The 24,666-nt window shown below is 54.8% G+C and carries 27 protein-coding genes and 1 other annotated feature; of the genes, 23 read left to right on the plus strand and 4 right to left on the minus strand.

Annotated features, from left to right (window positions below):
* Window positions 1-89 precede the first annotated feature (89 nt).
* From CTT34_RS08850 to CTT34_RS08860, 3 genes are all read left to right on the plus strand, one after another.
* Window positions 90-1,373: a tyrosine-type recombinase/integrase gene (locus tag CTT34_RS08850; RefSeq protein ID WP_159342092.1), complete on the plus strand. Its 1,284-nt coding sequence runs from the start codon at window positions 90-92 to the stop codon at window positions 1,371-1,373.
* The gene (locus CTT34_RS08855) at window positions 1,366-2,115 is read left to right on the plus strand and encodes a hypothetical protein (protein WP_159342093.1); all 750 of its coding nucleotides are present in this window, start codon (window positions 1,366-1,368) and stop codon (window positions 2,113-2,115) included. The genes CTT34_RS08850 and CTT34_RS08855 overlap by 8 nt, the downstream gene beginning before the upstream one ends.
* A 208-nt stretch (window positions 2,116-2,323) precedes the next feature.
* Complete coding sequence (locus CTT34_RS08860; protein WP_159342094.1) at window positions 2,324-2,992, plus strand: hypothetical protein; 669 nt, start codon at window positions 2,324-2,326, stop codon at window positions 2,990-2,992.
* A gap of 36 nt (window positions 2,993-3,028) precedes the next feature.
* Here CTT34_RS08860 and CTT34_RS08865 read toward each other — a convergent pair.
* Window positions 3,029-4,245 (minus strand): IS3 family transposase gene (locus tag CTT34_RS08865; protein WP_159340751.1). Its coding sequence is split into 2 segments (ribosomal slippage): window positions 3,029-3,960 and window positions 3,960-4,245, totalling 1,218 coding nucleotides; the frame shifts between segments, so codons are not numbered across the junction.
* Window positions 3,854-3,970, minus strand: a sequence feature (AL1L pseudoknot). It overlaps the preceding gene by 117 nt.
* A gap of 314 nt (window positions 4,246-4,559) precedes the next feature.
* On the opposite strand from CTT34_RS08865, the gene CTT34_RS08870 reads away from it, so the two are divergent.
* The 16 genes from CTT34_RS08870 (at window position 4,560) to CTT34_RS08940 (ending at window position 15,163) form a co-directional block, all read left to right on the plus strand.
* Window positions 4,560-4,778, plus strand: coding sequence for a helix-turn-helix transcriptional regulator (locus CTT34_RS08870; RefSeq protein ID WP_159342095.1), 219 nt, complete (start codon window positions 4,560-4,562; stop codon window positions 4,776-4,778).
* A gap of 269 nt (window positions 4,779-5,047) precedes the next feature.
* On the plus strand, window positions 5,048-5,254 hold the full coding sequence (locus CTT34_RS08875) for a hypothetical protein (RefSeq protein WP_159342096.1): 207 nt from the start codon (window positions 5,048-5,050) through the stop codon (window positions 5,252-5,254).
* Window positions 5,251-5,376 carry a hypothetical protein gene (locus CTT34_RS18585; protein WP_264757770.1) on the plus strand — a complete coding sequence of 42 codons (126 nt, stop codon included), beginning with the start codon at window positions 5,251-5,253 and terminating at the stop codon, window positions 5,374-5,376. The genes CTT34_RS08875 and CTT34_RS18585 overlap by 4 nt, the downstream gene beginning before the upstream one ends.
* The gene (locus tag CTT34_RS08880) at window positions 5,373-5,609 is read left to right on the plus strand and encodes a hypothetical protein (RefSeq protein WP_159342097.1); all 237 of its coding nucleotides are present in this window, start codon (window positions 5,373-5,375) and stop codon (window positions 5,607-5,609) included. Before CTT34_RS18585 ends, CTT34_RS08880 begins: the two co-directional genes overlap by 4 nt.
* Window positions 5,606-5,896, plus strand: a complete 291-nt coding sequence (locus CTT34_RS08885; protein WP_159342098.1) for a hypothetical protein — start codon at window positions 5,606-5,608, stop codon at window positions 5,894-5,896. Before CTT34_RS08880 ends, CTT34_RS08885 begins: the two co-directional genes overlap by 4 nt.
* Complete coding sequence (locus CTT34_RS08890) at window positions 5,896-6,318, plus strand: hypothetical protein (RefSeq protein ID WP_159342099.1); 423 nt, start codon at window positions 5,896-5,898, stop codon at window positions 6,316-6,318. Before CTT34_RS08885 ends, CTT34_RS08890 begins: the two co-directional genes overlap by 1 nt.
* Entirely contained in the window at window positions 6,308-8,794 is a 2,487-nt protein-coding gene (locus tag CTT34_RS08895; protein WP_159342100.1) for a hypothetical protein, read from the plus strand. Before CTT34_RS08890 ends, CTT34_RS08895 begins: the two co-directional genes overlap by 11 nt.
* A 2-nt stretch (window positions 8,795-8,796) precedes the next feature.
* On the plus strand, window positions 8,797-9,123 hold the full coding sequence (locus CTT34_RS08900; protein ID WP_159342101.1) for a hypothetical protein: 327 nt from the start codon (window positions 8,797-8,799) through the stop codon (window positions 9,121-9,123).
* A 37-nt stretch (window positions 9,124-9,160) separates the two neighbouring features.
* Window positions 9,161-9,634, plus strand: coding sequence for a hypothetical protein (locus tag CTT34_RS08905; RefSeq protein WP_159342102.1), 474 nt, complete (start codon window positions 9,161-9,163; stop codon window positions 9,632-9,634).
* Between the two features lie 118 nt (window positions 9,635-9,752).
* Window positions 9,753-10,046, plus strand: a complete 294-nt coding sequence (locus CTT34_RS08910; protein ID WP_159342103.1) for a hypothetical protein — start codon at window positions 9,753-9,755, stop codon at window positions 10,044-10,046.
* A 115-nt stretch (window positions 10,047-10,161) separates the two neighbouring features.
* Window positions 10,162-10,467 (plus strand): hypothetical protein, encoded by a 306-nt coding sequence (locus CTT34_RS08915; protein WP_159342104.1) that lies wholly within the window; start codon window positions 10,162-10,164, stop codon window positions 10,465-10,467.
* A 46-nt stretch (window positions 10,468-10,513) separates the two neighbouring features.
* Window positions 10,514-11,152, plus strand: coding sequence for a hypothetical protein (locus tag CTT34_RS08920; RefSeq protein ID WP_159342105.1), 639 nt, complete (start codon window positions 10,514-10,516; stop codon window positions 11,150-11,152).
* A gap of 334 nt (window positions 11,153-11,486) precedes the next feature.
* Window positions 11,487-11,666, plus strand: coding sequence for a hypothetical protein (locus tag CTT34_RS08925; RefSeq protein WP_159342106.1), 180 nt, complete (start codon window positions 11,487-11,489; stop codon window positions 11,664-11,666).
* Window positions 11,638-12,639 (plus strand): hypothetical protein, encoded by a 1,002-nt coding sequence (locus CTT34_RS08930; RefSeq protein WP_159342107.1) that lies wholly within the window; start codon window positions 11,638-11,640, stop codon window positions 12,637-12,639. The genes CTT34_RS08925 and CTT34_RS08930 overlap by 29 nt, the downstream gene beginning before the upstream one ends.
* On the plus strand, window positions 12,636-12,893 hold the full coding sequence (locus CTT34_RS08935) for a hypothetical protein (RefSeq protein ID WP_159342108.1): 258 nt from the start codon (window positions 12,636-12,638) through the stop codon (window positions 12,891-12,893). Before CTT34_RS08930 ends, CTT34_RS08935 begins: the two co-directional genes overlap by 4 nt.
* An 860-nt stretch (window positions 12,894-13,753) precedes the next feature.
* Window positions 13,754-15,163 carry a plasmid recombination protein gene (locus CTT34_RS08940; protein ID WP_159342109.1) on the plus strand — a complete coding sequence of 470 codons (1,410 nt, stop codon included), beginning with the start codon at window positions 13,754-13,756 and terminating at the stop codon, window positions 15,161-15,163.
* 565 nt (window positions 15,164-15,728) lie between these two features.
* Here CTT34_RS08940 and CTT34_RS08945 read toward each other — a convergent pair.
* Together CTT34_RS08945 and CTT34_RS08950 are read right to left on the minus strand one after the other, a co-directional pair.
* Window positions 15,729-16,001 carry a BrnA antitoxin family protein gene (locus tag CTT34_RS08945; protein ID WP_159342110.1) on the minus strand — a complete coding sequence of 91 codons (273 nt, stop codon included), beginning with the start codon at window positions 15,999-16,001 and terminating at the stop codon, window positions 15,729-15,731.
* Entirely contained in the window at window positions 15,979-16,254 is a 276-nt protein-coding gene (locus CTT34_RS08950) for a BrnT family toxin (protein WP_159342111.1), read from the minus strand. The genes CTT34_RS08945 and CTT34_RS08950 overlap by 23 nt, the downstream gene beginning before the upstream one ends.
* A gap of 2,342 nt (window positions 16,255-18,596) precedes the next feature.
* Here CTT34_RS08950 and CTT34_RS08955 point away from each other — a divergent pair.
* From CTT34_RS08955 to CTT34_RS08970, 4 genes are all read left to right on the plus strand, one after another.
* A complete protein-coding gene (locus CTT34_RS08955; RefSeq protein WP_159342112.1) occupies window positions 18,597-18,938 on the plus strand; it encodes a type II toxin-antitoxin system RelE/ParE family toxin in 342 nt (113 codons plus the stop codon).
* Complete coding sequence (locus CTT34_RS08960; RefSeq protein ID WP_159342113.1) at window positions 18,925-19,236, plus strand: addiction module antidote protein; 312 nt, start codon at window positions 18,925-18,927, stop codon at window positions 19,234-19,236. Before CTT34_RS08955 ends, CTT34_RS08960 begins: the two co-directional genes overlap by 14 nt.
* 602 nt (window positions 19,237-19,838) lie before the next feature.
* Entirely contained in the window at window positions 19,839-21,902 is a 2,064-nt protein-coding gene (locus CTT34_RS08965) for an ATP-dependent nuclease (protein ID WP_159342114.1), read from the plus strand.
* Window positions 21,899-23,881, plus strand: a complete 1,983-nt coding sequence (locus CTT34_RS08970) for a UvrD-helicase domain-containing protein (RefSeq protein ID WP_159342115.1) — start codon at window positions 21,899-21,901, stop codon at window positions 23,879-23,881. The genes CTT34_RS08965 and CTT34_RS08970 overlap by 4 nt, the downstream gene beginning before the upstream one ends.
* A gap of 115 nt (window positions 23,882-23,996) precedes the next feature.
* On the opposite strand, the gene CTT34_RS18710 is transcribed toward CTT34_RS08970, so the two are convergent.
* Window positions 23,997-24,398, minus strand: coding sequence for a tyrosine-type recombinase/integrase (locus CTT34_RS18710; RefSeq protein ID WP_475326274.1), 402 nt, complete (start codon window positions 24,396-24,398; stop codon window positions 23,997-23,999).
* Window positions 24,399-24,666 lie beyond the last annotated feature (268 nt).

Consider the following 24,666-nt stretch of genomic DNA (forward strand, 5'->3'; position numbering starts at 1 on the left):
GCATGGTGTTTTATCGGGTTGCACGGCATCGCACACAAGCGCAAAATCTATGTTGGGTGGGATGTTGGGTAAAGAGTTAGGAACCCGTTATGCCAAGACAAACGAAGCCATTAACTGCACTGGAAGTGAAGCGGATCACGCAACGGGGGCTTTATGCCGCTGGTGAAGTGCCCGGCTTATATCTTCAGGTCGCCAAAACTGGCACCCGGTCGTGGGTGTTGCGTTATGCCACTGGCGAAACGCGCATAGCCGCATCTGGCAAACCGTTCAAGGTGCGTCGTGATATGGGGCTAGGCAGCTATCCCGGCGTCACGCTAGCGCAAGCCCGCGAGAAGGCCCGTGCTGTTCGTGAAAAGCTGGATGCGGGGATTGACCCGGTTACTGAGCGCAGAGCCTCCGATCAGACCCGCCGCGCTGCTGAGCTGGCGCGTATTACCTTTGCCGATGCTGCCGCCGCTGTTATCAAGATTAAGCAGGCAGAGAGCCGCAACCAAAAGCACGGCAAGCAGTGGCAAGCCACGCTAGATACCTACGCTTTCCCCACGCTGGGCAAGATGGCCGTTTCAGATATTGAGCTAGTACACGTCAAGCAAGTGCTTGTGCCGATCTGGGAAACCAAAACGGAAACCGCTACCCGCGTTCGCCAGCGCATTGAAGCCGTATTGAACTGGGCAACGGTTCATGGCCACCGTAGCGGTGATAACCCGGCACGCTGGAAAGGCAACCTCGACACGATATTGCCCGCGCCTTCCAAAGTAGCAAAGGTGGAACACCACCGCGCCATGCCGATAGATACCATGCCTGCGTTCTGGCAATCCCTTGATAAACGAACTGGGGACGCGGCCAAGTGCCTGGCGTTCACGATCCTTACAGGCTGCCGTTCTGGTGAGGCCCGTGGCGCTCGCTGGGATGAAATAGACCTGGCCAATGCTACCTGGACTATACCCGCCAGCCGCATGAAGGCAGGCAAAGAACACCGCGTGCCGTTATCACCGCCAGCACTGGCCTTGCTCAAAGCGCAGCCCCAGGCGCGGGAACACGTCTTTCTAAGCCCTCAAGGCAAACTGCTGTCTGATGCAGCCATGACCGCTTTACTCCGCCGCATGAAAGAGGATCACCGGGCAACGGTTCACGGGTTCCGTTCAACGTTCAGGGATTGGATGGCAGAGCGTACCGGTACCCCGCATGAAGTGGCAGAGGCAGCGCTGGCGCATAGTATCCGCAACGGCACAGAGGCGGCTTACCGCCGTAGCGACTTATACGCCAAGCGAGCCCGCGTCATGGATCAATGGGCCGCTTTCGTTACCACGCCTACACCGGCTGGCGCTGGCAATGTCGCACCGATAAGGGGAGAGGTGGCTACTGATGGGTGATGAGCTGAAGGCGATCCAAGACGATCTGGATAGTGTGCTAGAGCGGCTAGCTGATTATATGAATAGCGAAGGCTCAGAAAAGCATGATTCCTTGGCCAGAAACTACAAGAAACCGGACGCGGCTAGAGTTGCACTGCATTACGTAAGCACCAAAGGAGATGCTTTGGATGCGTCAATTAACAGTGCTGAGTATTGTCATGATGGGCTTGACCGCAATGCGCAGGGGTTTCCAAAGGGCTGCCGCCTCCGAGAGCATCCGACGGATAACGAAGGGTTAAGCGACCTGATTGAAGCGCTACGCGCTCTAGAAAGCTGGATTGTAACCCGCTGGCCTCTTGAGGACTCACACACTCAGGCTCTAGCGTTTGCTGTAAATGCGTGGTCGCAGAATGAGTGTCAATTTATCGGTGAGAACGTTGGTCTTACTTTGACACCAAAGCGACTTGTTGATTGGCGCAAACTTGCCCGAAAGAGCGCAGCGGAAGAGGTTTATGTTTTGAATTTACGCGACCCTAAAGCCTACCCCATAGGGGAGGCTTTATTTGAGCATGTTGGCCAACAATTTGGCATGTCTGCTAAAACAGTATCCCGTGCTTACTATTCCAAAGATGCCAAAATGTTAAGGGGAGCTTTTGATCGTGCGTTCGGCCCTGAAGCCCCGCCGATGCCTGATAAAGATAGCTCAATAACTGTTGGGGAATGGCTTCAAGACTTTGATTGGTCAAAAACAGACGGAAGCTGATTATTATTCTGCTAGTAGCCTTGCCGGATAAAAGCCACGAAAGCGATGGCGCACATAATTCTTTTAACCGCACCATGGTCACATATCGCCAGGCTGAACTGTATTCAAAAGCGTGCCCGCGTTATGGAACAGTGGGCTGCTTTTGTTACCACGTCTGCACCGGCTGGCGCTGGCAATGTTGCACCGACCAGGGAAGTGGTGGCGACCGATGGATGATGAACTGAAGGCGATCCAAGACGATCTGGACAACGCGCTAGAGCGGTTGTCTTGTTATATGGAGCATAAAAGCCATAAAAGCGAAGATATAGAGCCGCGAACTTACAGTAAGGCAGATGCAGCCCGAGCGGTATTGAGTTACTTAGCAGTTGAAGATTCAACGTTAGAAGCTGCTATTCGTGCTGGCTTATTCAGTGAGAAACGACTCAAGGAAGCCCCCTCTGATACAACCATGCTTGGGGAGTATGCTAATCATGGTGGTGAAGTATCCACATTAATAGAAGCACTTCGTGCCCTACAGGAATGGCTTATTTCAGCATGGGTTCCACAGAGCCACCATATGGACACTTTGGCGCAAGCTGTTAACAGTTGGTCTGCTAAGGATGGGCGGTTTATTGGGGAAAGCATGGGCCTGGAGCTAACTCCCAAGCGTCAAATTGACCCCAGAAGAGACGAAAAAAGGGAAGCAATCGCTAAAGTATGGGCGATACACAAAATTGATCCAGAGACCTACCCAATAGGTGAAGCGCTGTTTGAGCTGGTTGGCGAGCAATCTGGCATGGCTGCTAGAACAGTATCCCGTGCTTATTATTCTGAAGATGGGCGCTTTGGTAGAAATTTTTTTGAAGAAGTTTCAAATGATCCTGAGCTAACGCAATGAACCGCCCCGGTTATTCCGGAGACCGGTTTGTTTGAGTCAAGCAGCTTCACCCGACTCTTCCAGTTGACGATAATACGTCCTTTCTCGTTCTGCTGGTGGAACGTTTCCGATGGGTTCCAGCAGTCGGCGGTTGTTGAACCAGTCAACCCACTCCAGCGTGGCATACTCAACGGCATCCAGTCCCCTCCATGGGCCACGATGATGGATCACCTCCGTTTTGAACAAGCCGATGATGGTTTCAGCCAGCGCATTGTCGTAGGAGTCGCCGGTGGTGCCGACTGAGGCATTGATACCCTCGTCAGCCATACGCTCGGTGTAGCGGATCGAGAGATATTGGCTTCCCCTATCACTATGATGGATCAACCCTTGTCTGTGTTTTCGTGCCCACAGAGCTTGCTCCAGAGCGTCCAGCACCAGTGCCGTTCTCATCGACGTCGCTACACGCCAACCCACGATACAGCGTGCATAAACATCGATAACGAACGCAACGTAAACGAAGCCAGACCAGGTAGCGACATAGGTAAAATCGGCTACCCAAAGCTGATTAGGACGCATAGCCGTAAAGTCACGTTTCACTAAATCAGGTGCCCGTTTCTGGCCGGGATCACTGAGGGTCGTGAAGGGGCGTTGGCCTCGCACCACGCCGCGAATTCCTAGGCGGCGCATGAGCCGTTCTACAGTGCAACGAGCAACATTAACGCCTTCACGGCGGAGTTGCCGCCAGACCTTACGGGCACCGTAGACGCAGAAGTTTTCTTCCCACACGCGCTGAATCTCAGCGGTAAGAAACGCATCCTGTCGATACCGGTCTGCCCGCCGTTCAGGATCAGCTTCAAGTGCCTTGTGGTGGTAATACGTCGATGGGGCGATTGGCAGTTGACTACAAATCGACTCGACCCCGAACTGAGCACGATGCTCGTCGATAAATGACACCATCAATTGGGTTTGCGGTCGAGCTCCGCCTGGGCGAAAAAAGCAGCCGCCTTACGGAGAATTTCATTAGCGCGCTTCAATTCGACGTTTTCACGCTCTAGCTGCTTGAGTCGTTCATTTTCAGGCAGGTTAACCGAGCTGTTTTCCTGCGTGAGTTCTGTGCGTTTGCACCAGGCTCTCAAAGTCTCTGGTGTACAGCCGAACTTGCTGGCAATGGAGCAGATCGCCGCCCACTTGGACGGGTATTCGCCTTGCTGTTCAAGGACTAATCGAACAGCTCGCTCCCGGACTTCTGGGGAATATCGTTTTGGTGAGTTCATAACTCCATCCTCTCAAGATATGGAGTCTCCGGTAAAGCCGGGGCGGTTCACAATCCCTAATGCCGCTGGCTTTAGAAATGTTTGGCGAGGCGCTAGATGACAGCTATGGAGAAATAACGTACTGGAAAATGGCTTTAGATCCATGCTCATGGAGAGTATTCCCTGGCGCTCCTCGGTTGAATCTATCACTAGATGAAGAAGAGTTATTATTTACCCCTCTCGACTTGTCAGAAACCTGCGAAAACTGACAATTACTCCAATCTATCACTTAGCCATGCTTTACCCCGTTACCCAATACGACGAGGTAAAGCCCCATGGCAGCGAAAACGAAACCCCAAGCACCCGCCAAGCCCGGCAATGAGTTCCTGAGCGCAGAACAAGCGGCTAACCGCTATGGCGTACACCGCGCCAGCATTTACCGCTGGGCAAAAGAAAGCACCTTCCCGGCACCGATCAAACTAGGCCCAAACGTTACGCGCTGGGCACTGGCAGACCTTGAAGCTTGGGAGCAATCCCAGCGGGAGGCGTGCTAATGCTTGCCAATGCGACGCCATGCGTTTACCCTTCAAGTGCTGGCGCAAAATCGTCAGCCGACCTTGGCCGGTCTGAATCACAAAGGCGCACCAGCGCCACCATCATAGCAGGCGCTTTTTTTATGCCCGCTAGTTATGGCGGCTGTGCGTGGGACGCTTTCGAGCGTGCCGGTTTCCTTTGTGACCGGTCGGCCAACCCGCGTACAGTCGCCCCCATCCGATGCTTGGCCGCATCCGGGGACGACTCCAAACACAAAGGAGTCACACCCATGGCATTACTACGCCTGTCCAACGTTATTACCCGCAGTTTATCTGGCCGTGCCGCAGCACACAGAGCGATGGCGAAAGCCGCCTTGTTTGCTGACAGCAGCGCCAGCACCCGCCTAAAGCGTTACAACCACCACATTGAAAAAGCCCAACAGCTAGAAGCACGCCTTTCTGATACTGCCCAGCGCAGCGTTGGGGGTGCCGTATGAAATTAACCACCCCTCAGCTAAAGCGCTTAATTGAGCTACTAGCGCCTTTCCGCACCGATCCTATCACCAAGCCGACTATTGAGCTGGCCTTGCGCCGCGTGCGTAGCGAGGTGCAGTCATGAGTCGTCTTGCCCCTCAGCTTGATAAGTTAGAAGACCTGCTAGGCAACATTAGCGGCCTTGCTGACATTCTTCAGCAAGACTTACGCCACAAAGAGAGTGATGGCGAAACGCCTACCCTGAATAGCCACCAGATTGGCTGCCTGTTATCTGCCATTGATGAACTGGCCAACCGTGGCTATCACGCCTTGGATGCTATTGAGAAAGCGTCACAGGGGCAGGAGGTGGCGTCGTGAACCATGCTAAAGCCCACTCCGAATACTTCACTATCACCCTGGCAGAAACAGGCGAACATCGCACGGTAGCCGCTAACGATTGGCGCGAAGCGCTGATAAGCGTTAACCGCCTTGATGCCATTGTGGTTATTCACTACCCCTGCATTAAGCAAGGCAAGCCGCAAAATGGTTTCGCCGCTTGCCGTCTAGTGTCACTTGCTCCCGATCCGTTCCCTTTCCTAGTCGTTGCTGAGAGCGCTGCCGCTTCCTTTGATGAAGCGCTTGCAGCATTCAAGGAGTCACGCTAATGAATACTCGCCAAGCGCACCTAACCCTCGACCAAGTCAACGCGCTGATAGCCATTGGCGATAAGGTGGACGACTTAGCCGACGAGCTTTCAGTTGATGGTGTGGCCACCGATGCCCTAGCCCACTATGCCAACGCCTGTCAGCACATATCGGAAGCGGCTAACGCGCTGCTGGACGCGATGAACTACGCCCAACACCCGATCACCCAGGCGTCAAAGCGTGTGGTGCTATCACTGTGTGCCGATGATGCTCACGATCTGGCGCACCTGCTGAAGGATGCCGCGCAAGTGCTAGAGCAGGGGCCGCGTGAACTGCAAGCCACTGCCGAAGATGCTGATATTCGCATGGGCCGTGATGGCCTGATGGTGGGCACGCTCAAGGTGGCCGACGCCGATCAGGCAGGAGGCAGTGATGCCAGCTAACGCCCAAAACAAAACAGCCCGGCACAATGGCCGGGCAGTCGCGCCACCTACCAAAGAAAACGCGAAACCTGAGCATAGCACGCTTTGTGACTTCGCCGCATTGATGGAGCCGGTAGCGCGTGAGCTGTTGGGGGAGCATAACCAAGACTTGAGCAAAGGCAGCGAGCTACGCTTTGGCACCAATGGAAGCCTTTCGGTAGACCTGGAAGCAGGCCGTTGGTATTCGCACGAAGAAGGTGTTGGCGGGGGTGTGCTTGACCTGCTGGCGCATGAGCTTGGAGTGGCCACCAGAGCCGAGCAACTTCGCTGGCTAGAAAGCAACGGCTTCAAAGAGAAAGCCGATGCTAAGCCCACAATCAAGCCTCGCATTACTAAGACGTATGACTACACCGACGAAAACGGCGAGCTATTGTTTCAAGCGGTGCGCATGGAGCCTAAGAGCTTTCGCCAACGCCGACCGGATGGAAACGACTGGAAGTGGAGCGTTAAAGGCGTTCGGCAAGTGCCGTATCGGCTACCTGAGCTGTTGGCTAATCCTGATGCGCTGGTATTCGTGGTGGAAGGTGAAAAAGATGCCGACCGTTTAGCTGAGCTGGGCTTGCTCGCTACCTGCAACGCCGCTGGCGCTGGCAAGTGGTTAAAGCCTCACAGTGAACCATTGGCACATCGTCGCGTGGTTGTGCTGCCTGATAATGATAAAGCAGGACGCGACCATGCCGAAAAGGTTAGAGCCTCGCTGGTAGCGGCTGGCGCTGAGGTGCGTGTGGTGGCCTTGCCTGGCTTGCAGGAGAAAGCCGACGTTTCAGACTGGCTTGACGATGGTGGCAGCAAGGAAGCGCTTCTCGGGCTGCTGAAAAACCATGAGCATGACATAAGTGCAGATAGTGTCACCTCGCATATAGCGCCACTGTTCGAAGTACATGGTGAAGACGACGGCGAAAAACAGGCGCAGACGGATTTAATTGTTGCCTTCGTTCAGCAGCACCATGAGCTTTTTCACGACGCTAACGACGAAACCTACGCCCGTAGCCGGGAAACTGGCGAGGTGCGTCGTATTGGTGGCAAGGCGTTCAAGCATTGGCTAACGGCAGCTTTTTACAAGGCGTATGAAAAGGCTGTGCGAGACCAGTCATTACGAGAAGCCCGCATGACGCTTGAAGGACTAGCCATGATGGACGAGCGGCCTGTTTACATCCGTGTGGCAAAGGCAGACGGGGAGTATTGGCTCGACCTAGCCGAACCCGGTAGCAGTAAAGCGGTCAAGCTACGCCCTGGTCACTGGGAAGTGGTGGAGCATCCGGGGGCGGTGATGTTCTGCCGTTCTGAGAGTGCCCATACGCTGCCTGAGCCAATAAAGGGTGGCAGCTTAGAACCGCTATGGCGCATTGCTAACGTGCCTGCTCAGTCACGGCTGCTGGTGACTGCCTGGCTGGTGGAATGCTTGCGCCCTGATACGCCCTATCCCGTGGTTGAACTGCTGGGGGAGCAGGGTAGCGGCAAGTCTGGCACGCAAACCGTTTTACGCCGCTTGATTGACCCCAATGCTGCCGATCTTCGAGGTGTACCAAAATCCTCGGAAGACGTATTTGTCAGTGGTGGTAGTAACCACATGATCAGTATTGAGAACGTCAGTCACTTAACGCCTCAGCTTCAGGATGCGTTATGCGTCGTGGCCACCGGGGGAGGGTTCGCCAAGCGCAAGCTTTACAGTGATAGCGACGAGGTGGTTATAACGCTGAAGCGGCCCATAGTGCTTAACGGCATTGTCGCCAGCGTGACACAGCAAGACCTTGTCAGCCGCACGCTGACAGTAGAACTGCCGGTATTAAGTGACGCGCAAAGCAAGGACCAGCTAGAGGAACAATTCGAGGCTGACCGCGCCAGCATTATTGGTGCGTTGCTAGATATTGCGGCTAAGGCGCTGGCTTACCTGCCTGAGATGACGCTACCCGCCAGTGAGCGCCCGCGCTTAGTAGAGTTTGCTTACCTCGGTATGGCCGTTGCCAAGGCGATGGGAGACAACCCCGATGCCTTTATAAAGCAGTTTGCCGCCGCAAGGCAGGACGGCTTAGAGCGCACGCTTGATGCGTCACCTGTGGCAACTGCTATCCGTGATTGGGCCGAAACTTACCCAAATGAGAAAAGAGAAAAGACCGCCAAGGACTGGCTGGCGCTAATGGAAAGCTACAAGCCACCGGGCTGTGATTCGTGGCCACGCTCCGCCAAAGGCATGGGCGATCAAATGCGCCGGGCGGCCCCTGCACTGCGTCAACTAGGTATTGAGTGTAAGTGTTTGGGCAAGCGTGGTGGCAGCGTGAAGTGGGAAATAGAGTACGACCCTAAAAGAAATAGCTGGAATCAAAGTCCTTCAAGTCCTGAAGTCCTGGTTGCTGAAGAAGCTAAGCAGGACATTAGGACTTCTAGGACATTGAACGGGGAAGTTTCTTTAAGTGCTGATGACTTCGAGGAGTTTTGATAATGCCCGCTATCGACTACCTGAAGCAGCATGAATTGAATGCCGAGCTTAAAGAAGATAACCGGCTGAGGGTGTGGCCCAAGGAAAATATCACCCCATCGGTGCGTGACTGGATAAAGCAGCATAAGGAGCAACTGCTTACTGAGCTGAACGTGGTCAATGTGCAACCGATGATGCCCAAGGGCATAAGGCTAGCATGGACAATTCGCGTTGGTGATAAGCGCATGACCATGGCAGGTATCCCGTACACCAGAGACCAAGCGCTGAGAGCCGCGCAAGCACGATGGCCGAAACATGATGTTGAGATTATCGAATCGACTAATGCCTAAGCCACCATGCCCACCTAACAGCAAAGGACACACGACCATGACAACCGCCATTACTCAGCAAGCCTTAGCCCAAGCCGCTGAACAAGGGGAGGGCATTGCCCACCTGCTTCCCCACCAGGCGCATACGCTGCACCTGCTAGGCGTCCCCGCAAGCGCCATTGCCAGCCCGCTAACGCCTGAGCAAGAGACCGCGCTGGCGCATGTCCACGGTCTTAATGTTGAAGAGTTCAAGCGAGCTTGCCCAACCCCTGAAGCGATGATTGAAGCCGCATACGATGAACGGCATCCACCTTACTTGCGGCTGCCTATTCAACATGAGTTGGCCGAAGGTATGCGGCATTGCTTCCCCGATCTGAAGCCAGCGGGTGTTGATAGCCAAGGTAGGGGGGTGTATCGACTGAGTGACCTAGCTAATGCACTAGGTGCCAGTGAAGACGAGCTTCACGACTTAGCAGAGCAACACGGAATGCAGAACACCCTTAACGATAGCGACGTGAACCCGATCCACTAAGCTGAAATGACAGCCTAGTACCAACCAGCCTGGCACCTGCTGGGCTTGGTTAAGAACTCAAGAGCACCCTTTAACAGCGGCTGAGCTTTAACTTTATTAATGACTAAACGTGAGGTACATGATGACTGAGCACGATGAACCCATGCGCTACGAAGATATTCCTGAAGAAACTCGCCGCTGCGTGGAATCTGAGATTGCCGCAATGGCGCCGCCATGTCTGAAGCTGGAACCAGAGGAGTGGCTGGCTATGCGTGAAATTGCCATAACAGCCATGGACACCTTTTATGAGCGAGCAGTCTGGACCGATGCGGGCTTACCGCATGGCCCCACTGCCTTTGATTTGGAGACGCTAGACCAGGCTATTGAGCTGCTATCTGATTTAAGAGACAGGCTTGTTGATCTAGAAGATTAGCGGCAATGCCTTGCTTAGGCACTCAAGCCCGGCACCTGCTGGGCTTTTTTACGCCTGAGTGCTGAAGCTGTATATTTATTCAGTGATAACGAAGCTACCAACCACCGGGGGGTATATGGCCGGATACTACCGACGCCCAAGCAAGGCAAGCCGCAACTTTGCGACCGATGCCCGCAAGATCAAAGACAGCGCCTTTAAGCACACCTACCGGGGGGCTGAACAGTACCGGGATGAACGTTTAGACGACGAGCGGGAGCGCTTGGAGCGGCGCCTATCTTGGGCCATAGGCCGGGGGGATGAAGCAGGCGTGAAGCATGTACAACGCCGCCTTGACCAGCTTGCCGACGAAGCGCTAACCGATATTGACGCAGGCTGTACGCCTGGACGCTTGGAGCGATGGAAGTTGGACTTCACCAACTGAGCGCCGTCTGTTGCCCTACCTGCTAGAGATCGAGGAGCCTACACCCATGAGCAAGGCACGCTGCAACCGTTACGCCTACCTAGACCGTTTGAACTTAAGCCGCCTGTTACGCCTCGCTGCCAGTGATGAGGTGGAGAAAGAGCTGGCTTCCGCTGCGCTTTACTGTGCTATCAAGGAGCTGCTGGAGATTGAGATAGAGCACCGGCTTACCACTGACCACGACAACGCCGGGTATGCTTCATCCAGCCCGCTGGCGTATGCCGGTGAAGGGGGAGGCAGTGGCCCGCGTGGCCAGTCAGATGGCGTACTGCTGGCAGCAATGAACCATCGAGGGCAAAGCGCCTGGCGTGAACTTAGCCGCGCCCTGCTGGGCACACTGAAAGAGAACAGCCAGCGAGCCGTTTTGATTTCTGCCTATGCGGTCACGCCTACCCGTGCTGCTCAGCGTTCCCCCCGGATGATGGGCCAAACAGAAGCCTGTGAGCCTGAGCGCCTCGCCAATATCAATCAAGCCCTTGGATGGCCGCCGCTTTCAGGGCCGCGCTACAACGCCCCTGATGCCCTCAGGACAGCCGCTCGCCGCGCTCGCCATAAGATGGCCGCTTCCCTATCTGCCATGCTTGCGGATGCGGTAGCGGCTGAGCATGATCCCGCCCGCCTGATCGACCATGCCCAAACGGCTTGAAAAGTAAGCCTTTAAAAAAATCTAGGTTCTTCTGGCCAACTTTGGCCCCGCCACGGGGATAAGCAGCCGCGGAATCCGGCAAAATTTCGGTGTTTTATAGTCGTCAGCAGCACCGCCCCCAAACCCGCATGGTTGACAGCTTTCCCGCTGCCGAAGGTGCCGAAACCGTAGCTCCGTGCTTTCGGCACCTACAGCCCGCCTTTCGGCACCCTCAAGCCGTGGTTGCGCGCCTTATCCACAACTCAAAAAAACGACACTAAAGTCCAATAAGGTGTAATAAGCTGCTTAAAAATCTGTTAATATATACAGTATTCAGCTTGTTATTGGTGGTGACATGAAAACACGAGGCCCGCAAGCATTCCCCAGCGAAAGGCAGCAACGGGAAATGGCCAAAATGCTGACAGAGATGGCAGTAGAAGGCGATGCTGAGGCCGCTGGCTGGCTGCTTTTGGTTTCTGAACTACGTAAGCAAAGGGTGAAGCAAAATGACAAACGCGCACAAAGAATGGTCTAGCTGGCTGGAGAAACGTAACGCCGCCGAAAAGGCCGCCAGAATTGAAGTAGGGGCATATAAAAGCGCCCATGAAAAAACGTTATTTCAGCTTCATCACTGCTTAGAGCGCTGGGAAACAGACCGCGTCATGATCAACATGCCGCCAACGGATGAGCAGGTAGAGCAAGTGCTTCAGCACCTTAATGCCCTGGTGTCCGGAACAAATCGTAGCGTGGCCCACTGGCAACACTTACCGGCCTACAAGGATGCGATTCATAGCATCAAAGGTGCTTGGTCGGATGCGCAAGAGGCAGAGCGCGAGCTTGAAGCCAAAAAGGCGGAAAAGGCGACTGCTGATAGCATGCTGACGGAAGTAGAAAAGTTGATGCCTGAGCCAGCCCCCGACGCTGTTCAGGCGATTGAAAGCGATCTGGAAGAGCGTTGGTCACGTGTTGCCCGGATTGATGACACGCTTTCGACTATGAAGGATAGCGGCAATATTACCAGCGATCTGGAAGAGCAGGCCGCCGCCGCTAAACGTGAAGTCGATCGACTTGAAGCACAGGCGATGCTTGGCGATGTTGACGAAAAGGAACGCCAGGTCGCTGCCGCCACCCTGGCCAAGGCTCGCAAAGCCTCAGAAAAGTCAGCAGAGCAGGCCGAAAAGCAGGCCGCCGCCCGCCGCGGGCTTGAAGAAATGCGCGCTGGTCTGCTGGAGGAGATCGACAGTCTCAGTGAGCTGAAGCAATCGGTAGGCTTCGAAGTCGCTAAGGCCGATATTGCCAAGCATGAAGCCGCACTTGTCAGCGCTATTGAACGCCTGAACATTCCCCAGCTAATGCAAAACCTAAACAGCGCCCGCGCTGACGCCAGCCGCAACGCGCCGGAAGGTCACAGCTATAGCACAGGGCGTATCAAGATCACCTTCCCCACTATGTACGCCATTGATGAACCGGAAGAAATCGAAACATCCGGTCTGGAGCTTTCAGAATGAAAACGAACCATACGTACAAAGCCGCCCGCTTGTCTGTACTAGCTGCCGCCCATAGCAAACTGGCAAAAGCGGAAGGCGATGTTGAAGAGCTAAAGCGGAAGCTGGAAGAGGCTCAAAAAGAAGTCGATCGACTCAAAAAGCAGATTGAGGAGCAGGAAGGCGACACTGAAGAAGAGCCTGAAGAGGTGTCCGCCCGGTTGAGCCCTCGCCGGGTGTACGCTCGCTACAATGCCGCCAAGGCGTCGAAGTCTTAACTGCTGGTCCTGGCGGATAAGTCGGAGAGTGCCGCTACCAATTAAAACCCCGACAGCCTGCGGGCTGCTCTATCTTCTGGCAGCCGTGGCAGGCACTTTCAACCCCTCTCACTTGAAGCAATCGCCCACCGATGCGAAAAAAATCGCACCGGCATAGGGCACAAATTGAAAAGCTGCGGTTGCAACTTCATGCGGTCACGCCTGCCGCACGCCGATCCGGATAAGCAGCACCTCAACCAAGACTGGCGCGCTGTCACTAACCCCGCCGCGCTGCTAATAACTTCCTGCTAATGAGCAGCTACAAGGCCAAGTGCCTTCAGTAGCCCGTGCTTCATAGTCAATAGCGGTATTACGCTACCGGATCCCCAACCACTAAAAGGTGGGAATCTGTACCTTTTCTTATAAAGCCGGAATCCCGGCTTTTAGCGAGCCGATCTAAGAAACCCCAACAGAGTAGTTTAAAGCTACTCTCAAAAATTCCTTTGCCCGCTAAGCCTGGAAACTGTCTTACAGCGATGCGCTTTTCTTCGCATCCGAACCCGCCGCTATATAAAAACGCTTGGTTCCTCCTGAGGCCGTGCTTCTGCTGTACGGGGGCGTAGAGGCTCAAATTCTGGCTATGTATGAGGATTTCCTAGGGTGCGGTTGTTGTTTAGTTATCGCTGCCCTGATGGCCTGAAAGCCGCACAGCTAGTGCCTTTGCGGTGCCCATGGCCGCGCTTAACGCACCAACTACACCAACCTAAAAGGCTTTTTCCGCAAAATTATCGCGCCGCGCCCTTCTTTTTCCACTAGAGAAGGGCACGCTCCCGATTAGTGCCCCTTATCAGCTAATACACACCTAGCAAAAAGGGGAGCTGATGAGCCCGCGTCCACCTGCAATTCTGCGCATGACGAAATTGAAAACATGGAGCGCTGTAGCGACTTCCGGCGGTCACACCTGGCGCACACTGCCAGTGCCGCACGCCGATCCTGAGCGTACACACCTCAACGAGGACTGGCGTCCCGTCACTAGCCCCGGTGCGCTGCGTGCTGCGATCGAGCAACGGCTGGCGCTGGTTACTGCCGCCGCCGCTAAAAGCCCCGTTCTGTGCGTTGAGTATCTGATTACCGCCCGTGCTGAGGGGTTCAAAGGCTACGGCGGGGAGGTAGACGCGCCCGCCTATTTCCGCGATGCCCTGGCGTTTATTGAAGCCCGCCATGGTGCTTCTAATGTGGTGGCTGTGAACGTCCAGAACGACGAAGCCGCGCCCCATTTGGTGGTGTATGTCACGCCGCTGGTGGAGCGCCCCGCCCGTACCGTGCGTAAAAGTGTTTTTGCGGGTGGTCGTGACGAAAACGGCAAGCTGAAGCGCGTCACAAAAGAGATTCGACGGCCTGCTGAGGTGGTGTTGTCTGCTGACCATTACAACGGCACTCCCGCCAAGCTGGCCGCGTTGCAAACGGTCTTTGCTGAGCAAGTAGCCGCTAAGCACGGGCTGGCGCGTGGTCTGGAGCTGTCAGCCGCTAGCCATACCACTAACAAACAGCATCATGAGGCGCTGGCGCGTGCGCTGGCTGGGCATATCGGGTTAACGCCGGAAGTGTTGGCGCGACAAGGCCGCCTGTGGTCGAAAGAAGCGCCCGAAGAGCAGGCCGCCCGCCTGTCTGACCTGATCCGGGATCACTACGCGCCCACCGTGGCCCGCGCTGCTACTGCTGGCCATGACCGCCGCCGCGCTGCTGAAATGGCCGAGACCGCCCGCCGTCATGAGGAGCGCTATAAAGCCGTTGTTACAGAACTGGCCGCATTTACGGAAGGGCTGAGCGCCGCACAGCAAGCGGAGGTTAGACAAGCCGCTAGCCAGTTGCGCCGGGAGAATGAGGAGCGGAAGCGCCGGGAGGCTGAGCAGGCCCGACAGCAGCGTGAGGAGGTGGAGCGGGAGCGCAAGCGGGAAGCCCAACGGGAGCGGGAACGCCTGGAGCATCGGGAGCGCGCCCTGGTGGAGCGCCTGAAGGTGGCCACGCCGCTGGCTTTTGCGGGTGCGGATGTAGCCACGCGCCGGAAGTGTTGGCAACTGATGCTAGGCCGTGATGACCTGTTTGAGGCGCTTCAGAGGATGGATACCAGCGGTTTTTTTGATAATGCTGGGTACCTTAGCGACGCGGGCCGCCGCGCCGTGTTGAGCGCTACCGATTCTGCTGCTAATAAGCTTCCGCGCCACAGCGATCCCAAAGCGCCAGCCGTACACCGCCCGCTTTACAACGTGCCACTAGGGCCGGGTATGTAATGCGCTGCCTGCTGTTTGGCCCCGGCTGGCGCTGGTAGGGAGGGGCTATTCCAATCCCTTCAGCGATCACCTGAGCGGACACCGTACCCCTAGTGATATTTTCACACCCGCGAAATTGAAAAATTGAGGCGCTAAGAATTGTTGGTAAATGGCACACTTTGAGCGCTGCTCCTCGATCAAAAGCCCCGGACTAAGCGGCAGGCACCAGAACAGCCAGCCATGGCGCGTGTGCCTGAGTCAGCGTTGAGCTTTGGCGATTTATTGGAGCGAATGGAGAAGCGCCAGCAGCATTAAACGCCGCCGATCCGCTGAGGCTTTGTAGGTACTCCCGCTGGGGGTAGTGCGTGCGGGTGACAAGTAGCGCTGAAACCAATGTGAGCGAGCCGCGCCGGGTGCGGTTGATTGTTGTTGTTTAGCCAAAGCCTCCCGCATTCGATGCTGTGGAGGTGGTGGCCATAGCTAGCCGTAAAAGGGGAGTATTCTCCCCTTTTGCGCTGACACCGTAAGCAACGTATTGATTTAGCGTAATTCCTTCAGAGAATCGGAATTATAGCCACATGCCACCTTAGCGGCTGTGGCTGTGCTCTTGAATGTACGCCTTTAGCGCCTGATCTATGCGCCGTTGCCAGCCTTCCCCTTGCGCTTTGAAGTGCTCGATCACTTCCGGAGATAAGCGGATGGAGGTCTTTACCTTGGTGGGTGCCTGCTGGCGGCCACGCTGACCAATGGCGCGTTGTAGGTTAGCGGGCAACACCTCAGACATAGGGCGCATCTGCTTAACGTCCTGGTCTGTGAGTTCTCTTACTTCGCCGTCTTTATTCGTGAGTCGCGTTTTCATAGCGCCTTACCTCCCGTGTGTTGGCTTTCCTCAGGCTGATAACCCGTATGCCGCCCTCAATGGGCGTAAAGCACACCACGTGTACCCGTTGCCCGATCTTGCCCAACCCGATGAAGCGCTGTTCTGGATAGTCGTAGCGGTCATCTTCATGGAATAGCGCGCCGTCCCAATCAAAGCGTTCAACCGCCGTGAAAGGTAAGCCGCGCTCCTCCTCATTGTGAGCGCTTTTGTTCGGGTCAAAGTCGATTATCATGTATTTAATTGTATGGACAAAAAGAGAGGAAGGAAAGTTCTATTTAGCTGGCGCTAGAATTTTCAATTAGCCACCGTCTGCCGGGTTAAAGGCATACCGTTATTAGTTTGGGCTACCTGGCCACCGCTTGAAAGCGGGCAAGCTGGGGAAGGCAAAGCACCCACCCGCCTTAGTGTGTTACGGGGGCTGAGCGTGTGCCATGAGCTGAGGGCCGACGCCATAGCCGCTAAAAGTGAGCCACAGTCACAATAAGCTAACCGCCATACAAGGCAGAACCTCCCGCAAGGGAAGCCCACCAGCGCCAGCGGTAAGCCCTTTCTGTTGAGCCGATCCTTTGCGCCAGTCTCACCAGTGAGACAAATAGCCGCCACCTGTTTAGCTTGGTGTGGCCAATGAGCGGAAAAGTCCGCCGATTGAATAAGCTGCTACCTTTGCGGGGCGCAAAATTGCGCCCCGTTAAATAGCCGGGCCGCGTGGTAGGGGCGGAGTAGTTTTAAGCGACTCTGTTGAAATGGGCATTCCACCGATTGTGGGTTAGCCCCGCTTGCGCGTGAAGTGTGGTTAAACTTTAACCTCGCCACTGGCGATGTTCGATAGCCGCCACGTGTTTAGGCTGCCGTGGTCAATGAGCCGAAAAGTCGTCCGATTGAATAGCCGCCGTCTGCTTAGCCTGTCTTGGCCACTGAGCGCAAAATTGCGCCCGTTAAATCGCCTTGCCGCGTGCGGCTTGATGGGTAGGGTATTACGAAGCTTTCGTAAAACCTGCCGTGCTTCCCCCTGCTTAATGGCAACCGATGCCGGAAAATCCGACATCGGTTGGCTGCCCGGCTTGCGCCTGGGGTATGGGTTTAGATATTGATGCGTCCAGATTTGGACACACCAGCGCCCCTTGTGCGCGTTTCCGCATAGTTTGCGCCTTAGCCTGGTACTGAGCCGAAAACCCGGCCTAGTAAACCTGAGTAGGCAGAGCCAACAACTTAGAGACACTGTCTCTAAAGCAGAGACACCTTGGCGAGTAAGTGTCACCAAAATGGTGACGGATGCTCACTCAAGCTGAAGCGTTAGCGCCACCAGGGTAAGCGGGTTAGGGCATCTTGCCCTGACTGAGGGCAAGGCGGGGGATGACGCAGATTTGCGTCATGTGGTGGAAGTTGTTTGCTTCGCGTGCGCGTGGGGGAGTTTTACGAAACTTTCGTAATACCTGCTCAGCGCCCCGCGTGCGCATGGGGGGAGATTGCCCGAGAACGCCAATTTGGCGTTTTGGCAGTGCCCCGCTTCAGGACACCCCCTAAAAAGTTTCACCAGTGAGACAAATAGCCACCACCTGTTCAGGCTGCTGTGGTCAATGCGCGGAAAAGTCCGCCGATTGAATAGCCGTGCCGCGTGGTAGGAACAGAGTGTCTTTAAGAGATGCTGTTGAAACGGGTATTCCGCTGATGGTGGGAATTGGCCCCGCGTGCGTTTGTGACCCTCTCAAAGAGGTTCGCAAAATCCCACTCTGCGTGTGTGGAGAAGCTTTCGCCCCAGAATTGGGTTGAGTCAATTTCCGTGGCCATGCGTGCGACTTGATGGATACTACGAAACTTTCGTAGTACCTACCGTAATGACAATCGTTGCCGGAAAATCTGGTAACGGCTTGACTACCCTTCCGCGCATGATAGAGCGTCACTATGGCGTAGTCAGATTTTCGGACAACGATCCAGTGCCCCGCGTGCGCGTTTCCGCATAGTTTTCGCCTTGGCCTGGTGCTGAGACGAAAACTCGGCTGAGCTAAGCCCACTCGTATAAACCTGAGGCAGAGTTAACGACCTAGAGACACTGTCTCTAAAGCAGAGACACCTTGGCGAGTAAGTGTCACCAAAATGGTCACAGTGTTACCAAAATGGTGACGGTTGCTCACTCAAGCCAGAACGGCCTCACTCAAGCCGAAGCGTTAGCTCCAGCAGGGTAAACGGGTTAGGGCATCTTGCACTGACTGAGGGCAAGGCGGTTGGTTAGTGGCCTTTTCCGCCGTTGGCGTGAAAGGCACAAGGCCGCGCCCCGCGTGCGGATGAGGTGGAGGGAGAGAGTAGTTTAAAGCTACTCACAAATTTCCCAGCGCCCCACGTGCGCGTGGGTGAGCCTTTAGATGTTGATGCGCCCAACTTTGGATACACCAGCGCCCCGCATTCGCGGGCGTTTAGGTGAATAGTCTTGAGAGTGACTTTAAGACACCCTCAAACGCTGGCGCTGCGTGACTAGCCAGCAACCAGGACTTCAGGACTTGAAGGACTTTGATTCGTGTAATTTCTTTTAGCCGAGCTATATTTACCAGTCTGTAGCTTTTAAGCTACAATGACGCCATGACCGAAATTACCCACTACCTTACCGCTGATGGCTATGACCCTTTTCAAGCCTGGCTGGATGCTACAAAGGCTAAAGACCGTCAAGCCGCTATGCGGGTACTAACACGCCTTAACAGATTGGCAGCGGGTAATGCAGGCGACACCAAGACAGTAGGTGATGGGGTATGGGAGCTACGCATTACCTATGGCCCTGGCTACCGCGTTTACTACGCCAAGGTAGGGACGCGCTTGGTAATGTTGTTAATAGGTGGTACCAAGCAGCGCCAACAGTCTGACATCGAACAGGCAAAAGCGTTTTTGGCCGACCACAAGAGGAGAACACGTCATGAAAAGTCATGATGAAGCAGTTATTGAGATGCTGCGCAACGATCCTGGTATGGCGCTGGATTACCTGCGCACGGCATTTGATGAACTTGACGAGAAAGGTGGAGAATCAGCCTTTCTTATGGCGTTGCGCCATGTAGTAGAGGCGCAAGGTGGTATGGCGCTGGTGGCAGAGCGCGCTAAAGTGTCACGCGAAAGCCTTTACCGGGCTTTATCCCCCAAAGGGAATCCGACACTTCGCACCATGACAGCAGTTATTAAAGCCACAGGCGTTAACTTCCACGATCTTACCCATCAAGCGCCAGCAAGCTAAAACCACCTAAAAGACGTGCATAGCGTCGCATCGAAGCGCATACAAGCACCTATATTTATGTTGGGTGGGATGTTGGGTAAAAATAAAAATATATGTTAAGCGACTGAATTTAAAGCACCGTTGGCGGACTGTCCCTCCGCCAAGTATTACGAATAAGCCGCTGATTTCAGCGGCTTTTTTGTGTCTGTAATTTAGTCAGCCCATACCCCAGCCCATACTTTGGTTTTGGCTTTCACGGAATAGAAACAAACCCCTCTGGACGCTCTCTCTTCGTAAGTCGTTTTTTGATACTCGCCTCCATGGCTCAATTCCCTCAAAAGCTTCACTGATGCACGTTCGTGAGGGCGAGGTGACAGCTTCTCTTCTTTCAGATACTGTCCTCTGAAGAGTTTTGAATGGTAGCCACCGGTTGGTAACGACTCAAAGCGGACGTTGGTGGAGGGCGGCTAACGGCCAGTACCAGATAGTCATCTCAAGAGATTGGTTTCGCCCGATAGATCATGTCATAAATCTACCAGTCATCAGGGATCAGCACTGGGTTGGCAGAAATGGCCAAGATAGGCATCCCTGCCTCGTCGTCATGAGTATCAGGGAGCGTCGCCGTGTACCTATCTATTTTGAAACTTGAAAATTTCCGCCAGTTTGGCCAGGCCAACCATGGCCTGGAGGTCACCTTCAACCCAGGTGTCACCGCGCTGGTTGGAGAAAATGATGCAGGTAAAACGGCAGTCATCGATGCGATCCGGTATGTACTGCAAACCCGTGATGCCGAATACCTGAAGCTGCAACTAGAAGATTTCCATATCGATGACAGCGGAGCTCAGACCAGCACCATTACGCTGAGGTGCACATTAGATGGTTTGAGTAAGGCCGAACTGGGTGCGTTCGCTGAGTATGTTACTTACAAGAACAGCGTAGGTCGGCTGCACATCCATTGGTCAGCCACGCGCGTCCAAGGCTCAACGCTCATCCGCAGATGGGTGGATATTTCAGTGCGTTCCGGAGAGAACGGGGAAGGGCCGTCCCTGGATGCAGGGGCTCGTCTTCTGCTCGCCACTGCGTACTTGAAACCATTACGTGATGCGGAGCGCGAGATGTCGCCAGGCCGCAATTCTCGGCTCTCTCAGGTCTTGAGCAGCTTCCCAAACATCGATGTCGGAAACGCTTTCGATACCGCCACCCCGCCTGCTAGCCCCGTTGATGCAGAAGCGTTGAGCATTGCTGGTATGGGTGACTACATGCGGTATCTGGTGAACAAGCACAGCGCTATCGTCAGCGCTGAACATGCTATCAACCAAAACTACCTGGCCCCGCTTTCTCTTGCGGGACGGCCCCTGACAAGCCGTATCAGTTTCGGCGAGGGGGGTACCGAGGATGCGAGGCTGAAACAGATCCTTGAGCGCCTAGAGCTCGGACTGCTTAATCACGCTTCGAGGGAGTCTCGTGGCGTGTATGGCCTGGGCTCGAACAATGTACTATTTATGGCCTGCGAGCTCCTCCTGCTTGGAAAAGAGCCGGACGGCCTGCCGCTGCTATTGATTGAAGAGCCTGAGGCTCACCTGCACCCGCAGCGGCAACTGCAGCTTATGGAGTTTCTTGAGAAGGCCGCGAAACCCGAGGATGGTTTGAGACCGGTACAGGTGGTTCTGACCACACACAGCCCGAATTTAAGCTCAAAGATTCCGATCCAGAATCTTGTGCTCATGCATCGAGGGCACGCGTTCTCCCTGGCTGAAGACCAGACCTGCTTGGGCGCCGATGACTATCGGTTCCTGAGTCGATTCCTAGATGTCACGAAAGCAGGATTGTTCTTCGCCAAAGGGCTGTTGGTGGTGGAAGGCGATGCTGAAGCGATCCTTCTGCCAGCCCTTGCACGTAGGCTTGAAAAAGACCTGACCAAGCATGGTGTGTCGGTGATCAATGTGGGCGGCGTAGGGTTGCGGCGCTACTCCAAGATCATGCAGCGTCGAGATACGAGCAAGGGTGAAATCTCCATTCCTACGGCGTGTATTACCGACATGGATGTCATGCCTGACTGCGCGCCTGAGATTCTCGAATTGGTAACGGGGCCGACTGATCCCAAGTGGAGAAGTACTACCCGCCGCTGGAAGGCTGTGCGCGATTTCGGCGCGAATACTGCAGAGCAAGAAGCCGGTATGGCTGAGCACCGCCAGAAACGGATGGCAAGCGACGGGCAATGCGTTCGAACCTTTGTTGCCGACCACTGGACGCTCGAATATGACCTGGCCTATTCCGGTCTTGCACGGGAAGTGCACGCAGCGGCTTACCTCGCGGTCAACGAGGAAAAGGTTGATCAGGGAAAAGTGACTAGAGCAGCTCTTTTAGTTGAAGCTGAAACCGAATTCAAGGCCATCGAGACTACCCACTCCACCAAGGAGGCTAGGTGTTCCGCTGTCTACAAGCTGGTCAAGAAAGCCTCCAAAACCATCACTGCCCAGCACCTGATCGACCTGATAGAAGAGCTTTTCGAGTCTAAGAAGCTAGATGCGGCAACTCTGCGCGGCTCGCTACCTAAGCCTCTGATTCACGCGATCGAATACGCCACTAGTGGCTCAGCTATACCGCCGACGGGGTCTACGCTCACACCGGCTGCCATGGGCACGGTAGCCGGGACCTCCGCGGCAGTTGAGGAGAGCGAGGAATGAACTTGGCCCAGCTCATCGATCCGATAACCGATGGCGATGTGGAGTGGGTCACCAAGCTCATGAAGCTGGAGGCGTTGGACGAGCCTCGACGCAGCTTCCTGAAATCAATGAGCACACTGGACGTCTCTGCTTGCCCTGGTAGCGGCAAGACCACATTGGTGGTGGCCAAGCTGGCTATCCTCGCTCGTCATTGGAAGAGTCGAACTCAGGGTATCTGCGTCCTTTCACATACCAACGCAGCTCGGGAGGAAATTGAGCATCGCTTGGGAGGCTCGGAGATTGGGCAGCGTCTACTTCGCTACCCACATTACATCGATACCATCCATGGCTTCACTGGGCGATTCCTTGCTTCACCGTGGCTGCGCTCGCAGGGTATTCCACTCACTGCCATCGACGATGAACTTACGCATGCCGCCCGCCGGAAAGCACTGAAACCCCGAGAATACGCGGGCATGAAGAAAACGTTCGAATCAGCGTTTATCAAAGTGGAAAGTTTGCGCTTAAGAACTGTCGATTTCGACAACCCGCTAACCGGTTTGAGTTTGAAATTCGGGACTCATACGGACACCTACAAAAATGCCTGCAAAGCGATGGCTCATGCAGCCAAGACAGGGCATTTTTGCTTCGATGAAGTGTTCGTCTTGGCTGATGCGCTGCTGGTTAAGGAACCTGAGGTGGCGAGCGCTTTGCGATCGCGCTTTCCCTGCGTTTTGATCGATGAGATGCAAGATACGCGGTACCAGCAGGCCAACATCTTGAGCAAGGTTTTCCCGCGTCAGGATCCAGATGTTTGTGTCATCAGGGCTGGGGATCCCAACCAGGAAATCTTCGATGTGACGGTGGAGATACCAGAGCCGTTCCCTGATCAATCGAGCACCATGGAAATCGCTAGTAGCTTCCGCTTCAATCAGTCGATCGCGTCCATCGCCAACCCCTTTGCCTACCTGCCAATCACTGGCGGCCTGGTAGGATTACGGCAGAGTGGTGCAAACCAGCCTGCTCCTAACACCATCATCGTCTTCCCTGATGACGACGTGAGTAATGTCCTAGATGCCTATGGGCAGCTGTTGATCCAGCACCTACCTGCAGATGTCCGGACATCAGGTGTCTATGCGATTGGAGCGGTACATCGACTGGAGAATGACAAGCCAGAGCACTACCCCAAAGCGCTTGAGCATTACTGGGCTCCGTATCAGTCAGAGGTTAATAAGCCTTCGTTCAAGCCGCGTACGTTTTCAGAGGGTGTGCACATCGCTCGTCGCTATGTTGCTAGGGATGCAACTGCGGCTCTAGGCGTGGAACTGATAGCGTCCTGCCTGTTAACCCTGGTGCGCCTGGCGTTTCCCAGGGACGCGATTGTGGCCAGATCTCGCAGTCATCAATGCGTCGAACAGCATCTTGCCGGTCGTGCTGGAGTGGTCGCCGCTTATCGCGGATGGCTCGAACGGCTGTTGTTCAGCCCCGCTGGTATTACCCAGGCGGAATGGGATGCAGCGGTTGCCTCAGGCTTGATGGATCTTGCTGCGAATTTGGTCTTTTCTGATCAACGGATGGCAGCAGCGGATGCTAAAGCCTATCTCGCTTGGTCAACTGCCCCTCTGGTAGAAGACCCAGGTGGCAACGGTGGTGCGCTGCTCAACACGTACAGGTTTGAGACCGGTTCTGAGAACGTGAACATCCGCTTGTCTTCGATTCACGCCGAGAAGGGTAAAACGCATGCTGCCACCCTGATTCTGGAAACGTACAACCGCACTCACTTCGTCAAAAAGCTCTTGCCGTGGCTTGAAGGCAAAGCCTCAGCTGCGCAGCGCCCGAACGAGACGGCGAAGAAGAGCATGATGCTCATGTACGTGGCGATGACCAGGCCGACTCACATGCTCTGTCTGGCCATGCGCAAAAGCTCGATGGGTGAGGGTAAAGCCGAGATCAAGAGGAGGACAGCACTGCAGCAGGCAGGCTGGTCAATTATCGACATTTGATACGGCCACGTGGTTCGCCGTTTAGATCAGTGAATCTCCTCTAGTTTCCCAAACACCCAACGACCGCTTTTGGCCGGGGTAACGACGGCCCGATGTCGGCCGTCGTTTGGCCGTATCAAACTTCTGTCTGTTCTGCCATTTCCAAAGCATCATCTACTTCAATCCCAAGATATCTGACGGTGCTTTCAAGCTTCGTATGACCCAGGAGCAGTTGTACTGCCCTCAAGTTTTTCGTGCGACGGTGTATCAGCGAAGCTTTCGTACGATGCATCGTGTGCGTGCCATAAATTGACGCATCTAGACCTACTTCGGTGACCCAGGCTTTCACGATACGGGCATATTGGCGCGTGGAGAGAAGCTTTGCGCTATTGATTCGGCTAGGGAACAAGAAGTCTTCGTTTCTGAGTTGAGCAAGCTGTATCCAGTCCATAATAGCGATACGGGTTTCTCGGTTATTTCGAACTGGACAGGTCAATGCGTTTTTTGCTGCATCACGATGGCTCGTGGGGATATGCATGCACCATGGGCTATATCGCGCACTCGTAAATTGACGAGGTCGCAGCCTCGTAATTTGCTATCGATGGCTAAATTGAAGAGGGTGAGGTCTCTCGTCTTTTGGCAATCTGTAGACGAACGCGGATGGCCCAAATATCCCTAAGACGTAGAGGCGCCTTCTGCCCAACCAACTTGCCTTTATTCCAAGGTGTAAAGGAGATTCCAGTCGAAACGTTCATGGCATGATCCTCCATCGGGTGGAGGTATAAGAATGGACCAATTTACGCTCG

The organism is Halomonas meridiana (assembly GCF_009846525.1).
Taxonomy (GTDB): domain Bacteria; phylum Pseudomonadota; class Gammaproteobacteria; order Pseudomonadales; family Halomonadaceae; genus Vreelandella.

Bases quoted from the DNA above. Each gene is read 5' to 3' on its own strand.
- CTT34_RS08850 (WP_159342092.1), top strand. From the start codon at position 90: ATGCCAAGACAAACGAAGCCATTAACTGCACTGGAAGTGAAGCGGATC.
- CTT34_RS08855 (WP_159342093.1), top strand. From the start codon at position 1,366: ATGGGTGATGAGCTGAAGGCGATCCAAGACGATCTGGATAGTGTGCTA.
- CTT34_RS08860 (WP_159342094.1), top strand. From the start codon at position 2,324: ATGGATGATGAACTGAAGGCGATCCAAGACGATCTGGACAACGCGCTA.
- CTT34_RS08870 (WP_159342095.1), top strand. From the start codon at position 4,560: ATGGCAGCGAAAACGAAACCCCAAGCACCCGCCAAGCCCGGCAATGAG.
- CTT34_RS08875 (WP_159342096.1), top strand. From the start codon at position 5,048: ATGGCATTACTACGCCTGTCCAACGTTATTACCCGCAGTTTATCTGGC.
- CTT34_RS18585 (WP_264757770.1), top strand. From the start codon at position 5,251: ATGAAATTAACCACCCCTCAGCTAAAGCGCTTAATTGAGCTACTAGCG.
- CTT34_RS08880 (WP_159342097.1), top strand. From the start codon at position 5,373: ATGAGTCGTCTTGCCCCTCAGCTTGATAAGTTAGAAGACCTGCTAGGC.
- CTT34_RS08890 (WP_159342099.1), top strand. From the start codon at position 5,896: ATGAATACTCGCCAAGCGCACCTAACCCTCGACCAAGTCAACGCGCTG.
- CTT34_RS08895 (WP_159342100.1), top strand. From the start codon at position 6,308: ATGCCAGCTAACGCCCAAAACAAAACAGCCCGGCACAATGGCCGGGCA.
- CTT34_RS08900 (WP_159342101.1), top strand. From the start codon at position 8,797: ATGCCCGCTATCGACTACCTGAAGCAGCATGAATTGAATGCCGAGCTT.
- CTT34_RS08905 (WP_159342102.1), top strand. From the start codon at position 9,161: ATGACAACCGCCATTACTCAGCAAGCCTTAGCCCAAGCCGCTGAACAA.
- CTT34_RS08910 (WP_159342103.1), top strand. From the start codon at position 9,753: ATGATGACTGAGCACGATGAACCCATGCGCTACGAAGATATTCCTGAA.
- CTT34_RS08915 (WP_159342104.1), top strand. From the start codon at position 10,162: ATGGCCGGATACTACCGACGCCCAAGCAAGGCAAGCCGCAACTTTGCG.
- CTT34_RS08920 (WP_159342105.1), top strand. From the start codon at position 10,514: ATGAGCAAGGCACGCTGCAACCGTTACGCCTACCTAGACCGTTTGAAC.
- CTT34_RS08925 (WP_159342106.1), top strand. From the start codon at position 11,487: ATGAAAACACGAGGCCCGCAAGCATTCCCCAGCGAAAGGCAGCAACGG.
- CTT34_RS08930 (WP_159342107.1), top strand. From the start codon at position 11,638: ATGACAAACGCGCACAAAGAATGGTCTAGCTGGCTGGAGAAACGTAAC.
- CTT34_RS08935 (WP_159342108.1), top strand. From the start codon at position 12,636: ATGAAAACGAACCATACGTACAAAGCCGCCCGCTTGTCTGTACTAGCT.
- CTT34_RS08940 (WP_159342109.1), top strand. From the start codon at position 13,754: ATGAGCCCGCGTCCACCTGCAATTCTGCGCATGACGAAATTGAAAACA.
- CTT34_RS08945 (WP_159342110.1), bottom strand. From the start codon at position 16,001: ATGAAAACGCGACTCACGAATAAAGACGGCGAAGTAAGAGAACTCACA.
- CTT34_RS08950 (WP_159342111.1), bottom strand. From the start codon at position 16,254: ATGATAATCGACTTTGACCCGAACAAAAGCGCTCACAATGAGGAGGAG.
- CTT34_RS08955 (WP_159342112.1), top strand. From the start codon at position 18,597: ATGACCGAAATTACCCACTACCTTACCGCTGATGGCTATGACCCTTTT.
- CTT34_RS08960 (WP_159342113.1), top strand. From the start codon at position 18,925: ATGAAAAGTCATGATGAAGCAGTTATTGAGATGCTGCGCAACGATCCT.
- CTT34_RS08970 (WP_159342115.1), top strand. From the start codon at position 21,899: ATGAACTTGGCCCAGCTCATCGATCCGATAACCGATGGCGATGTGGAG.
- CTT34_RS18710 (WP_475326274.1), bottom strand. From the start codon at position 24,398: ATGCATATCCCCACGAGCCATCGTGATGCAGCAAAAAACGCATTGACC.